This window comes from Rhodococcus sp. YL-1, assembly GCF_001942025.1.
GTDB classification, from domain to species: Bacteria; Actinomycetota; Actinomycetes; order Mycobacteriales; family Mycobacteriaceae; genus Rhodococcus_F; species Rhodococcus_F qingshengii.
This window is the reverse complement of the sequence record NZ_CP017299.1, coordinates 1,494,138-1,506,217: the sequence shown is the minus strand read 5'-3', so window position 1 is coordinate 1,506,217 and position 12,080 is coordinate 1,494,138. Positions and strand designations below refer to the sequence as shown.

Annotated in this window: 13 protein-coding genes; 4 read left to right on the top strand and 9 right to left on the bottom strand. The window is 63.2% G+C overall.

What is annotated here, in order from left to right; translation table 11 throughout:
- Positions 1-15: 15 nt before the first annotated feature.
- Positions 16-1,161, bottom strand: coding sequence for an FUSC family protein (locus tag BH682_RS07060; protein WP_003944297.1), 1,146 nt, complete (start codon positions 1,159-1,161; stop codon positions 16-18).
- Positions 1,148-1,564, bottom strand: coding sequence for a DUF3151 domain-containing protein (locus tag BH682_RS07055; RefSeq protein WP_007726781.1), 417 nt, complete (start codon positions 1,562-1,564; stop codon positions 1,148-1,150). Before BH682_RS07055 ends, BH682_RS07060 begins: the two co-directional genes overlap by 14 nt.
- A 125-nt stretch (positions 1,565-1,689) precedes the next feature.
- Between BH682_RS07055 and BH682_RS07050 the strand changes: the two genes are divergently transcribed.
- Positions 1,690-2,523, top strand: coding sequence for an Rv0361 family membrane protein (locus tag BH682_RS07050; protein ID WP_075832526.1), 834 nt, complete (start codon positions 1,690-1,692; stop codon positions 2,521-2,523).
- A 79-nt stretch (positions 2,524-2,602) separates the two neighbouring features.
- Here BH682_RS07050 and fbaA read toward each other — a convergent pair whose 3' ends face one another.
- Positions 2,603-3,640: a class II fructose-bisphosphate aldolase gene (gene fbaA, locus BH682_RS07045; protein WP_007726777.1), complete on the bottom strand. Its 1,038-nt coding sequence runs from the start codon at positions 3,638-3,640 to the stop codon at positions 2,603-2,605.
- Between the two features lie 181 nt (positions 3,641-3,821).
- On the opposite strand from fbaA, the gene BH682_RS07040 reads away from it, so the two are divergent.
- Both BH682_RS07040 and BH682_RS07035 read left to right on the top strand, forming a co-directional pair.
- Positions 3,822-4,559, top strand: a complete 738-nt coding sequence (locus BH682_RS07040; protein ID WP_003944390.1) for a VTT domain-containing protein — start codon at positions 3,822-3,824, stop codon at positions 4,557-4,559.
- A gap of 29 nt (positions 4,560-4,588) precedes the next feature.
- Complete coding sequence (locus tag BH682_RS07035; RefSeq protein WP_003944306.1) at positions 4,589-5,251, top strand: DedA family protein; 663 nt, start codon at positions 4,589-4,591, stop codon at positions 5,249-5,251.
- A gap of 11 nt (positions 5,252-5,262) precedes the next feature.
- Here BH682_RS07035 and BH682_RS07030 read toward each other — a convergent pair whose 3' ends face one another.
- Complete coding sequence (locus BH682_RS07030; protein WP_075832524.1) at positions 5,263-6,390, bottom strand: GTP-binding protein; 1,128 nt, start codon at positions 6,388-6,390, stop codon at positions 5,263-5,265.
- Positions 6,391-6,434: 44 nt separating this feature from the next.
- Positions 6,435-7,787 carry an LLM class flavin-dependent oxidoreductase gene (locus BH682_RS07025; protein WP_075832523.1) on the bottom strand — a complete coding sequence of 451 codons (1,353 nt, stop codon included), beginning with the start codon at positions 7,785-7,787 and terminating at the stop codon, positions 6,435-6,437.
- A gap of 91 nt (positions 7,788-7,878) precedes the next feature.
- Between BH682_RS07025 and BH682_RS07020 the strand changes: the two genes are divergently transcribed.
- Positions 7,879-8,877, top strand: coding sequence for a GNAT family N-acetyltransferase (locus BH682_RS07020; protein WP_223304624.1), 999 nt, complete (start codon positions 7,879-7,881; stop codon positions 8,875-8,877).
- Here BH682_RS07020 and BH682_RS07015 read toward each other — a convergent pair.
- Genes BH682_RS07015 through BH682_RS07000 form a run of 4 tightly spaced genes read right to left on the bottom strand, consistent with a single transcriptional unit; the run spans position 8,840 to position 12,029 of the window.
- Positions 8,840-9,547 carry an alpha/beta fold hydrolase gene (locus BH682_RS07015; protein WP_047269488.1) on the bottom strand — a complete coding sequence of 236 codons (708 nt, stop codon included), beginning with the start codon at positions 9,545-9,547 and terminating at the stop codon, positions 8,840-8,842. The two genes, BH682_RS07020 and BH682_RS07015, sit on opposite strands and share 38 nt — an antisense overlap.
- Positions 9,548-9,558: 11 nt before the next feature.
- Positions 9,559-10,680: a glycoside hydrolase family 76 protein gene (locus BH682_RS07010; RefSeq protein WP_003944321.1), complete on the bottom strand. Its 1,122-nt coding sequence runs from the start codon at positions 10,678-10,680 to the stop codon at positions 9,559-9,561.
- A 57-nt stretch (positions 10,681-10,737) separates the two neighbouring features.
- A complete protein-coding gene (locus tag BH682_RS07005) occupies positions 10,738-11,430 on the bottom strand; it encodes a TrmH family RNA methyltransferase (protein ID WP_007726764.1) in 693 nt (230 codons plus the stop codon).
- The gene (locus BH682_RS07000) at positions 11,430-12,029 is read right to left on the bottom strand and encodes a DUF6636 domain-containing protein (protein WP_003944380.1); all 600 of its coding nucleotides are present in this window, start codon (positions 12,027-12,029) and stop codon (positions 11,430-11,432) included. Before BH682_RS07000 ends, BH682_RS07005 begins: the two co-directional genes overlap by 1 nt.
- Between the last annotated feature and the right edge of the window lie 51 nt (positions 12,030-12,080).

Here is a 12,080-nt window from a genome sequence, read left to right as displayed (position 1 = left end):
GGGAAACGGCAGAGGTCAGTGATCCGGCTCGTAGGCGGGATGAGGCACGGTGGGCGGCAGAGTGGCGATCGACGAGATTCGCTTCATGCCCGCGACCTGCAACAGGTCGACGACCAGCGATCGAATCTGGGCGAACACCACCGTCGAGGACAAGCCCGCGTTCTCCACTATCGCCGGTTTCAGTTCCTTCGCGACCGAGCGCAGGACGCGCGCTGCTTCGGCCTGATCAGGCTGCTCCCCCGGCTCCGCCAGGATCATGTCCTCGAGAACTTCGACGGCTTTCGACAAGCGCTCGACCTGAGCCACCAGACGCGGATCGAGGATCTCGTCGTCCCTGACCAACGTCAACGAACGACGCGCGAGCACTCGAATGTTGCGCATCGCGTTGTCGATGGGATCGGCTGTCGCCATGAGCCTTTCGAGGCGAGGCCGACTGTTCCAGTACAGCGGGGAGATTCGGCTGATCTCGCGCCCGCCGAGAAGGTTACTGCGCAACCCGTCGATGGCACCCTGAGTTGCGCGCGCCTTCTGCAGTGCCTTCACGATCGGGTCCGGGTCATTCGCGACGAGGCCGTCTGCCACCAATTGCAGTACCTCGGAAGCGGTTCCGAGGATCGATGCGGCATCCTTGCGCGCGCGTCGTACCGGGTGGGTGGGGATGATCGCGACCACCGCGATACCCACCAGGCCACCGACAAGTGCATCGATCATGCGATCGGGACCGCCGCTGCCGCCCGGCGGGATCAGCGTCGCCACCAGCACAGCCGAGTTTCCCGCCTGCATGGAGAAGATCGGCCCGCTGTTCAGTAGCACCGCGACGGACATCGCCAGCACGACAACCAAACTGATCTGCCACGGTCCGCTCCCGATACCGGAGATGATCAGATCACCGATTCCGATACCGACCGTGACTCCCGCAACCAACTCGAACGAGCGTCGTAGTCGTGCACCCAACGACAGACCGAGCGAGACCACAGCGGCAATCGGCGCGAAGAACGGCGCGTGGTGCCCGATCACCGTGGTGGCAACCCACCACGCCAATCCGGCCGCCAAGGCACATTGAATGATCGGTAGCGCCGACGTCTGAAGTCGACGCACCGATTTGCGAGCCCGGTCCTTGATGCCGGCCCGGCTCGGACGGAAACTGCTAACCGAGGCCAAGCGCTTCGGCGGCGTTGGGATCGCAGTCTTCGAGCAGATCGAGGCAACGCGCGTACTCGTCGGCTTCACCGATCGTCTTCGCGGCCTTGGCCAGGACTGCGACGCAACGCAGGAAACCACGGTTCGGTTCATGGCTGTAGGGCACGGGACCGAAACCCTTCCAACCGTTGCGACGCAGTTGGTCGAGTCCGCGGTGGTATCCGGTACGCGCGTAGGCGTAGGCCGTGATGGTTTCGCCCTTGTCCAGTGCAGCCTCGGCCAGGTAGGCCCACGCAATGGAGGCAGTGGGGTGGTCGGCCGCTACCTGGGCCGGTTCAGCGTGGTTGAGCAGTGCCGATTCCGCGTCGTCGTCGCCGGGAAGCAGAGTGGGCTTGGGTCCGAGCAGGTCACCGAATTGGGTCATGCGCTCATTGTGCCCGCTACGCCTTTCTGCCACAGGACCGCCTCGCCGACGGTCGGAGTTATGCAGGCTACATACCGGTCGTTACCCTGACATGGTCATTGCTGCATAAGACCGAAGGGTTACCCGTGCCGGACTCGAAAGACGACAACTCGAAAAAGAGCGCAGCACCGAAGGGTGCGCCCGAGAAGTCGGCCCCGACCGAACCTGCGACTGTGGCGATCCAGAAGACAGACAAGGCCTCGAAAGCGGACGGCGACGCCAAAGCTGCCAGCGCACCAACCGTCGCGATCCCCAAGGCAACTCAGGCACCCACAGCAGCACCGACACCCCAGCCCAAGCCGGAGCCCGCCACCGTCGCGATTCCGAAAGCCACGCAGCCGACACCACCACCCCGGCAGGCTCCGATCCCACCACCACCGCAGCAGCGCGCCGCGCCTCAACGTGTGGGTGTCGCAGCGACCCCACCGCCGGCTCAGCCGATGCCGACTCGCATCGAGCCCGCCGCGCCGGAGAAGACCAAGCGCAGCGGCAAGGGCTGGTACATCGCGGCAGCAGCGGCCGGCGTCGCCGTCCTCGCGGCGATCGGCGTCGCCGTATTCGTCTCGTCCAACAGCGGTAGCGGTGAAAGCTCACCCGAAGCTCAGGTCCAGACCGCCATCTCGACGTATGTCGACGCTCTGCAGACCGGCGATCTGGCAACGCTGCGAACGTCGACCTGTGGGGCGTTGGGCGAGTACTACCGCACCATTCCCGACGCAGCGTTCGCGCAGGTCCACGACAATGCCGTCGCGCAGAAGACGATCCCGCAGGTCGGAGCCGTCGACGCGGTGCGCATCACCGACGACACCGCGATCGCTCAGGTCCAGGCGAGTTTGCCGAGCACGGGCGAGCAGTCGTGGCGCACGTTCGACCTCGAGCGCCAGGACGGCACGTGGAAGGTCTGCGATCCCAGCAAGTAGGTACCTGAACAGAAAATGCGCGCCGGCGAGAATTTCGCCGGCGCGCATTTTGTTCTGTGAAGCGCAGTTGTGAAACCGATCAGCCTGCCGACACCGAGCGTCCGGCCGACTTCAGGTCGTTGCACGCCTCGACGACGCGAGCCGTCATGCCGGCTTCGGCCTTCTTGAGGTAGCTGCGCGGGTCGTATGCCTTTTTGTTTCCGACCTCGCCGTCGACCTTGAGGACGCCGTCGTAGTTGGTGAAGAAGTGTCCGGCGATCGGACGGGAGAACGCGTACTGGGTGTCGGTGTCGACGTTCATCTTGACGACGCCGAAGTTCAGCGAGTCCTCGATCTCCGACTTCAACGATCCCGATCCACCGTGGAAGACGAAGTCGAAGGGCTGCGAACCGGAAGCCAGGCCGAGCTTGGCAGCGGCGACCTTCTGGCCCTCTTCGAGAACCTCGGGCTTGAGCTTGACGTTGCCCGGCTTGTAGACGCCGTGGACGTTGCCGAAGGTGGCGGCAAGGAGGTACTTGCCCTGTTCGCCGATGCCCAGAGCATCGACCGTCTTCTCGAAGTCTTCGCTCGAGGTGTAGAGCTTGTCGTTGATCTCGGCTTCGACGCCGTCTTCTTCGCCGCCGACGACACCGATCTCGACCTCGAGGATGATGCGTGCAGCCTTCGAGAGGGCGAGCAGTTCCTTGGCGATGGCCAGGTTCTCGTCGATCGGGATAGCCGAGCCGTCCCACATGTGCGACTGGAACAGCGGGTTACGACCGGCGTCGACGCGCTCCTGCGAGATCGCGAGCAGCGGACGCACGTAGGTGTCCAGCTTGTCCTTCGGGCAGTGATCGGTGTGCAGCGCGATGGTGACGTCGTACTTTGCCGCGATCACGTGTGCGAACTCGGCGAGCGCAACAGCGCCGGTGACCATGTCCTTGACGCCCAAACCGGAACCGAACTCGGCGCCGCCCGTCGAGAACTGGATGATGCCGTCACTGCCGGCGTCCGCGAAGCCCTTGATGGCTGCGTTGATGGATTCGGAGCCGACACAGTTGATGGCGGGGAAGGCAAAGGAATGCTCCTTGGCCCGACCAAGCATCTCGGCATAGACCTCGGGAGTTGCGATAGGCACGGCGGGAGTCCTCCATATACGTGTCGTTCGGAGCGCTCGGCGATGTGAAAGCGCTTCGTGTGGTCCTAGCAGTATGGCAAGTCCGACTCGTCACGTCTCTTTGCGGTCTCGGCCCGCCGCCACCGACGCGATGACCTGCGGTGGTGGGAAACACTCAGATTCGGCCGGTACTCTGGCCACCGTGAATGTGCAGGCAGCAACTGAATCCGTGACGAACCTGGCCTTGCTGCCCGGCTTCCTCGATCCCGTGAACCTCTTGAATTCCTTCGGAACGTGGGTTCTGGTGGGATTGCTTCTGGTGGTCTTCATCGAATCAGGCCTGCTGTTTCCGCTCTTGCCCGGCGATTCGCTCCTCTTCACCGCAGGGCTGATCGCGGCGTCCAAGTCCACCGAGATCGAACCGTTCGCGCCGCTGTGGGTGCTCCTGGTGACCATTCCGATCGCCGCGATTCTGGGTGACCAAGTCGGGTTCTACATCGGCGCCAAGGGCGGAACTGCCCTGTTCAAGACGGACGACGCGCGGTTCTTCAAGAAGAAGTACATCGACGAGTCACACGCCTTCTTCGAAAAGCACGGCCCGATCACCATTATCCTGGCTCGGTTCGTGCCGATCGTGCGTACTTTTGCTCCGGTTGTCGCCGGCGCTTCGAAGATGAAGTACTCACTGTTCCTGACGTACAACATCGTCGGCGGCATCCTGTGGGGTGCCGGCGTGACTTTGCTCGGCTACCTCCTGGGGCAGATCGAATTCATCCGCGACAATGTCGACTACATCTTCATCTTGATCGTCCTGGTGTCGGTTCTGCCGATCGTCTTCGAAATCGGGAAGCGAATTCTGGCGTCGAGACGTGGTGAAACGGCGAATACTTCCACTACGGACAATTCGACGGTGACAGTCCCCGAAGACCCCACCCCCTGATTGCAGAACGAGGCGAAGAACTGACGACGATGACGCTCGCATCCGGCAGTTTCTCCCCGCTCGAGACTGCCGGGCCTCTGTTGGTCTGGATCATCGTCGTCACGTTCGTCTTCATCGAGTGCGCGATCATCCTCGGGTTGTTTCTCCCCGGTGATTCGCTTCTGATCACAGCCGGAATCGTTCTCGCCGGCCACGAATCCGGCGCGGGCCACGTGTGGGCGTTGTCTGTCGGTGCGATGATCGCGGCCATTGCCGGCAACCAGGTCGGGTACGTCATCGGCCACCGGACCGGCAATCACATCAAAGCCCGTAAGGGCGGCAAGTACTTCACCGAGAAGAACCTGCACCGCGTGAACATCCTGTTGGAAAAACACGGATTCTGGGCGGTCCTGATTGCTCGCTGGGTTCCGTGGGTGCGCACCCTGTGCCCGATGGTCGCGGGCGCAGCCAAGATGAACCACACGCGCTACACCATCGCGAGCACCATCGGCGCGATCATCTGGGCGCCCGTGCTCCTGCTACTCGGTTTCTACGGTGGCTCGTTCCTCGATCGCGTGCCGTGGTTGCTGCCCGCCGTGCTGATCGTGATGATGGTCAGCTTGGTCATCGGTACTGCGCTGGGAATCTGGCAGTACCGCAAGGAGATGGCCCGACCGGCCGAAGACGTCGAGGTCGAAGAAGTCCTCGACTAGAAGCTGACTGCTCAGTGCAGGTGTCCCTGGTCCCACGCCGGCAGCGGGTCCTCGTAGCGAGTCCATGCCCGCGGTCCTTCGCGTAGTTCGTCATCGGTCAGCAGAGCCGGATCGAGGATTCGTGACGGCGCCGCCGGGTCCAGTTTCACTCCGATGAACACGATCTCCTGCCCTGGCACCTCCGCCGCCGACGCCCACAGTTGAGCCGGTTCGATGACGAGGTTGGGGCCTGCCTGCGACCAGATCGCGGCGAACTCGGGCCGACTGGCGATCCAGCAGAATCCCTTGCTCCGCAGGAGTCCGGCGAACTGACCGAGCGCGGCCTCGAGTCGCGCCGGATGAAAGGGTCGCGAGGCGCGGTATGTGACGCTGCGTATTCCGTATTCCTCGGTTTCCGGGGTGTGCCCACCGGCCAGTTCCTCGTCCCAACCGGATACCTGCGCAGCAAGTTCCGGGTTGTAGAGACCGGTTTCGAGGACACGGTCGAGGGTGACTTTGCCGTGATCTGTTCGAATCAGTTGAGCGGTGGGGTTGAGCCTACGAAGCGTCGCCTCGACGGTTCCTGCCGCCCGCGGGCTCACCAGGTCGGTTTTGTTCAGCAAGATGACGTCGGCGAACTCCACCTGATCGACCAGGAGATCGGAGATGCTGCGTCCGTCCCCCTCCCCTGCTTCGAGGTTGCGTTCGTCCAGTCGTTCGCCTTTTGCCAGCTCGCCGAGGAAGGTCGACGCGTCCACCACGGTCACCATGGTGTCGAGCTTCGCGAGCGAGCCGAGGCTGAAACCGTCCTCGAATTCCCAGTCGAAGGTGGCCGCCACCGGCATCGGTTCGGAGATGCCGGTGGACTCGATCACCAACTGATCGAATCGCCCCTCTCGGGCCAGGGCGCCGACGGCGTCGATCAGATCCTCACGCAGCGTGCAGCAGATGCATCCGTTGGTCAGCTCGACCAACTTCTCTTCCGTGCGGTCGAGATGACCCTGGCCCGCGACGAGGGCCGCGTCGATGTTGATCTCGCTCATGTCGTTGACGATGACGGCGACCCTCCGGCCATCGCGATTGGCGAGAATGTGGTTGAGGAGTGTGGTCTTGCCTGCGCCCAGAAATCCGGACAGCACGGTTACCGGTAGCTGCTTCATTCCTTAATGGTAACCATTGTCATTATCGACAACAGCGGGCGGGCCTACTGCACTGCAGAGGCACTACCCGAGAACTGGCTCTCGGGCCTCGGCAAACCGAAATGATCACGAAGGGTCGTACCCGTGTATTCAGTCCGGAAAAGACCGCGATCCTGCAGGATCGGGACCACACGCTCGGTGAAGATCTCGAGCCCACCCGGGTAGTACGGCGGCATGACGTTGAAGCCGTCAGCAGCACCGCTGGTGAACCATTCCTCGATCGTGTCAGCCACCTGCTCGGCGGTTCCGGCAAACACCCGGTGCCCGCGCGCACCCGCCAAACGATGAAGCAGTCCCCGAACCGTCGGACGCTCACGCTCGACGATGCCGGCGATCACCTGCAATCTACTTTGCTTGTTGTCGGTGACATCACCTGCCGCCGCGAACAATTCGACGGGAACCGGTGCATCCAATTCCAGATTCCGAACATCGGTCCCGGTGAGTGCACCGAGTTGCGCGAGCCCGTACTCCGGCGAAGTCAACTCGTTGAATTCTCGCTCGAGCGCCTTGGCTTGTTCCTCGGTGTCACCGATGAACGGGCTGATTCCCGGCAGAATCTTGACATGATCGGAGTTGCGCCCGAACTGCGCAGCCCTCGACTTGATGTCGGTGTAGAACGCCTGCGCATCGGAAAGTCTCTGGTGCGCTGTGAAAATCGCCTCCGCATACTGACCGGCAAACGCGCGACCGTCGTTGGACGCACCGGCCTGCACCAGCACCGGGTATCCCTGCGGAGTTCGCGGTGCGTTGAACGGTCCCCGCACCCGCAGATGCCGGCCGACGTAGTTGATCTCGTGAATCTTGTTTCTGTCCGCGTAGATTCCGTTCTCCCGGTCCAGACTGATCGCGTCGTCCTCCCAGCTGTCCCACAACCGCACCACCGCGTCGACGAATTCCCGTGCACGCGAATACCGGTCCCCGTGATCCGGGTGCTTGGCCAGCCCGAAGTTGGCTGCCGCCAGATCCGTACCCGTGGTGACGATGTTCCACCCCGCGCGTCCGTTCGAGATGTGGTCGAGCGAGGCGAACAGCCGAGCCAGGTTGTACGGCTCGTAGTACGTGGTCGACGCCGTCGCGATCAATCCGATTCGCTCGGTCGCCACTGCAATGGCCGTCAACAAGGTGATCGGCTCCAATGTCCCTGCGGGACCGTGCTCGACGTCGCTGCGCAACGCGGGACCGTCGGCGAAGAAGATTCCGTCGAACTTCGCCGCCTCAGCAGTGCGAGCGATCTCCTGGAAATACGTGACGTCGAACAGACGTTCCGGGGTTGTCCACGGATGACGCCACGCCGCTTCGTGATGACCGGCGGGGTGGATGAACGCGTTGAGGCTCAGTTGGCGCGGAGAATCAGACATGCCTGAATGCTGGCAACTGCCGCCGCAGTCCGACAGGGTTAGGGTTCGCGTGATTCCAACTCAGGGTGGGCAGGTCGGTATCGTCACATGGGTGAGCCGCGTAGTCGTAGCCGAGTTCGTACCGTCCGGAGCGACAGCAACTGTTCTTCATCAGTGGTGTGAGGTGTTCGCCGAAGGCCAGCGTCACCTGTCCGGGACTGCGCCGACAGCGACTGCGCTGATGGAAATGATCGAGGCCGAAGACAATTCGGCCGATGTACGGCGTTGGATTGCACGCGACGCCGGCACCGACGAGGTCCTCGGCATCGCCCAGGCACGACGCAACTCGGCCGAAGCCGATCTCGCAGAGTTTCGGATGTGCGTGACACCCCACGCGCAGCGACGAGGGGTGGGACGAGCGCTTGCCGAACTCGTCGAAGTCGACATCGCCGGGTTCGGCGTGCGAAGAATCAGAGTGACGGCGCTCGTCGGAAGCGCAGCCGAGCATTTCCTGCGATCGTTCGACGGTCACCGCGTGTTGCTTCGGTTGGCCAACCAGGTCCAGCACCTCAGTGCTCCCACCGCACACAGCGCTCGCCCCGGCTATCGAATCGTCAGTTGGCGCAACCGAACCCCGGACGAGCTGGTCCACTCCTTCTCGGAGGCATTGAACCGACTCCTCGACGCGCCGGGCGCCGAACTGCAGGTGCCCGAACGCAATTGGGGAGCCGACGAGGTCAGATCGTGGGAACAGAAGATGACGGACGGCTCTCAAGTGCTCCTGGTGTGCTGCGCGGTCGACGACAGCGTCGGCGAAGTAGCCGCAGCGACAGTGGTGACGGTGGACGAACATGACAGCACCCACGCATCGCAGCACGACACCGTGGTACTTCCCCAGCACCGCGGGCACGGTCTCGCTCAGTGGGTCAAGGAGCAACAAGCGTCTGTATTGGCAGCTGAATTTCCCTCCCTGCGAAAGATTTACACAACGGTGAACGCGGAGAATCACCCGATGCTGACCGTCAATCGGAGCCTGGGATACCAGACCGTCGCGGAGCGGATCCTGGTGGAAATCAGGAGAGCCGAGAGTGCGCCGCACAAGCCTCGGTGACGATCTTCCTCCACAGGAGCGGGTGAGACTGCCAGAAGTTGTGCGCGACACCGTCGACGACCTCGAAACTACCGTTAGGCACGAGCTCGGCCAGTTGCTGCAACGGCCACGACGGGCGAATGTCGTCGGCCGCCGCGAGAAATGTCATGGGCACTGGTGAGTCGGCCAACTGCCGAAACAGCTGTGGTTCATGGATCCATTCGATGAACGATTCTTGAAGCGATTGCCAGACAACAGGTTCCCAAGGTATCTGCGGGTCCGGCTCGATTCCCGCTTCGTACTGCTTCGACCATGTCCGGTCCTTGTGGAGGCCGTGCCCCGCGATGCCGACGACGCCGGACACCGATTCCGGACAGTCGAGTGCGTACCGCACCGCCAAGTCGGATCCCCACGAGTGCCCCAGCACGACCCAGCTGTCGATCTCGAACGTGCGTCGGACGAGTTCGAGGTCCGCAACGGCCTGCGCCATCGTATGAGCGCCGCCACCGGACCGGCCGACTCCGCGTGGCTCAGGGCACCACGCGCGCATTCCTTCCGGAACCAGCTCGTCGTGAGCAAGATAGTGAACGCATCCCGGGCCGCCGGAGAGAACCAGAACGTCCGCCCCTGCCCCACCGACATCAATGTGAAGACGTACGCCGTCCGTGTCGACCGCGTGCCCGGATTCCATGAGGGAAAAGCCTAACGCTTACGCGGGTATCCAGCCGCCGAGACGACAAATGCCGCCTCCATGAGCATCCACCCACCTACCTGCACCGAGAGGTCTCGCTCGGGCACGCTCGACGAGCGCACGGTTCCGGCGGCGAAGGTGGCGATGTCGCCGGACAGACTCGGCAATTGAGCATCCTTGGTCCAGTCGTGCCCGAACAGCGGCAGACCTTCGATCTGCAGTCTGTTGTTCCAGGCCGCTTCCGCGGAGGACAGAACGATCTGCGCTGCGAGTTCGCGCGCTCGCAGGTCCTCGTGAGTCTCCCAGGACAGGTTCACCACCACGAACGCGAGGTAGCGAGCCAGGATTGCGTTGAACAGTCCGCCGTCGCCTCCGCCACCGCCCGTGATGACTCCGTACTCGGTCATGCCGTCGTACACGGCGTCGACGAGTTTGTGGACTCGCTCGCGGTGGCGCGGTTCGCCCAATCGTGTCGACAACTCGGTTTCCAACCCCAGCGTGACGCCCTGACAGTACGAATAGATCGCGCGCTCGAGGGTGCCGTCGCGGCGGATACCGTCGAAGATCAGTCCGGAGTCCGGATCCCGCAGTGTCTCGTCGATCCAGTCGGCCGTTGCCTGCGCACGCCAGAGTTTTCCGGTGCGCGCCAGCATGATTCCGGCGGGTCCGTTTGCCGGTGTGTTGTAGAAATCGGAGCCTTTGCACCACGGAATACCGCCGCCGTCGGCCGGGGACCACGAATCGAAGAGTTGCGATTCGAGCGCCTGAACCGCGGTTCGGTGATCGACCGAGAACATGCGTTGCGCACGTTCGAGCGAGAGGCCCAGCCACGCCATGTCGTCGTAGTAGTTGTTGGTCCACGCCGAGACGTTGCGGACCCGCACACTGCGGGCAACCTTCGCGACCCGGCGACGACGCTTGGGGGTCGGGTCACGTTCGAGTGCGTCGATCGCAGTATCAAGCAGGTGTGCTTGCCACCAGTAGTGCCACGGCTTGAACATCCGCTCGCGTCGAACAGCAGGCCAAGCAACCACGCCGAGTGCTGTCCGGGGCATTCCCCACAGGCGCCGAAGGTGACGACTGACTATCGCGCCCTCAGCCGCATCGGCCCGCTCTGCCCACACTTCCTGCATAACTACCTATCCTGTCTGGTCGAGGCGCTACACGCTAGCCGGAATTCGCGAGCGAGATCAGCGGGAATCGGCGAGATCGGCATGCTCACGTACCCACGCGTGCATCGCGATGCCGGCCGCGACACCGGCGTTGATGCTGCGAGTCGAACCGAATTGTGCGATCGAGACCGTCATGGACGCAACCTCTTTCGCATGATCGGTCACTCCGGGGCCTTCTTGACCGAACAGCAGGATGCACTCCCGCGGCAGGCTTGCCGTTTCCAGCGGCACCGACCCCGGGGTGTTGTCGACGGCCACGATCGTGAGTGAATTCTCACGGGCGTACTCGACGAGTTCGCCGATGTCTGCATGGTGAACGATGTGTTGGTATCGATCGGTCACCATGGCGCCCCGCCGATTCCAGCGCCGACGCCCCACGATGTGGACCGCGGCCGCGGCAAACGCGTTGGCCGTGCGGACCACCGTGCCGATGTTGGCGTCGTGCGCGAAGTTCTCGATGGCGACATGCATCGTGTGACGGCGCGAGTCGATGTCCTCGACGATCGCTTCCCGCGTCCAGTACCGATACTCGTCCAAGACGTTTCGACGATCACCCTCGGCCAGAAGTACCGGGTCGTAGCGCTCGTCGGTCGGCGGTTCCGTGTCGTGCTCCTCGGCCCAGGGTCCGACGCCGTTGGGATTCTCGCCCCACTCGGTGGGTCCCGGTTCACCGGCTCCGCCGGACACGTCGTCGGCTGCGACTTCGGTCATCAGAACACCTCGTTGGAATCTGCAGCCACGGTGAAGCCGTGCGTGGTCTGATCGTTGACACACGAGACGTCTGTCGCGGTGGTCGTACAGGTGAAACCCAGTTTGCTCAGCGGTTGACCGGCCGCCAACACCGGATCGGCGTCGGGGCCGCCAGAGGTGTACACCTCTCCGCCCGAACACATGAAAGCACCCTCACCCTCGTCGGTGACGCGAATACCGTTGCCCCAGTTGACCATGCAGCTCTCCGGCCGCGGCGGAACGGGAGTGGTCGTTCCCTCGCACCCGGCTTCGATTCTGGTGGGCAACTTGATGATGCCGCACTGGAAGTTTCCGTCGGGAGTGGTGAAGTAGTACGACTCGTTGCGCTCGAACTGCACGTCCGTGAGTGTCGTCGTCGGTGGCAGCGTCGTGGTCGGTGGTTCGGTGGTCGTGGGGACGACGGGCGCGACGGTGGTGGTTGTCGTCGGCACTGCGGTAGTGGTGGACGAACTGGGCTGCGCCGCTACGGTCGGCGCTGAATCCGCCTCCCCGCTGCACCCTGCGAGCACGAGCGCCGACCCGACGCCCAACAAGACGAACCCCACCCGAACACGAACCACCCGACTACCTCCACACACGTCATCTTGGCCCAGCAACAGCCGACAGTGCAC